At 41.4% G+C, this 744-nt stretch carries 1 protein-coding gene; it reads right to left on the bottom strand.

From position 1 onward, the window contains the following. Nucleotides 1-11 precede the first annotated feature (11 nt). A partial coding sequence (locus tag AN944_RS20980; RefSeq protein WP_055026584.1) for an IS110 family transposase occupies nt 12-744 on the bottom strand: 733 nt, incomplete at its 5' end.

Here is a 744-nt window from a genome sequence, read left to right as displayed (position 1 = left end):
GTTAAACCTTTTTACGTTTTTACATAGTTAACTTGGTATTCATTACCTGATTGAAGTAATGACCAAATTAATCGTGCATTCTTTGCTGCTAGGGCGATGACAGCTCGTTTAAAGCCTCTACGCTCGATAAGCGCTTTAATCCATAAACTGGTTCTATCCATTTTGTTAGTACAGTTTGCGATGACAGCGCGAGCACCATGTATTAATGAGGTGCGGATATGCTTCTCACCGCGTTTACTTATTCTACCTAACGTCGGCTTGCCACCTGTTGAATATTGCTTAGGAACTAAGCCTATCCAAGCAGCAAATTGGCGGCTAGTTGAAAAGTGTTTCGCATCACTAACATTGGCTACAACGGCTGTAGCGGTGACTTCACCAATACCTGGAATCGTCATTAAACGCTTAGCGTCTTTCATTTGATTAGCAAGGGCATAAAGCTTCCTATCAGACTTTAATATATCTTGGTTTTGTAGCTTGATGCTTTGCCATAAGTCATTGAGTAGCTCTCTTGCTAAAGCGGGTAATGCGTTGTCGGTATCTTCCAAGATTGCAACAATATGCTTTTGTGCTGGATAGCGACCTTTAGGCATGATGATGCCGAACTCTGATAGTAAGCCGCGTAATCGATTAATCATGGCTGTACGGTCTTTGATTTGACCTTGCCTAATTCGGTGTAAGCATAAAACAGCTTGTTGTTCTTCGCTTTTAATACTGACAAAGCGTGTTTTAGGTCTTGTTACTGCT

Origin of the sequence: Shewanella sp. P1-14-1, from assembly GCF_001401775.1 — a bacterium.
GTDB classification, from domain to species: Bacteria; Pseudomonadota; Gammaproteobacteria; order Enterobacterales; family Shewanellaceae; genus Shewanella; species Shewanella japonica.
The sequence above is the reverse complement of the archived record's forward strand: the minus strand, read 5'-3'. Positions and strand labels throughout refer to the sequence as shown.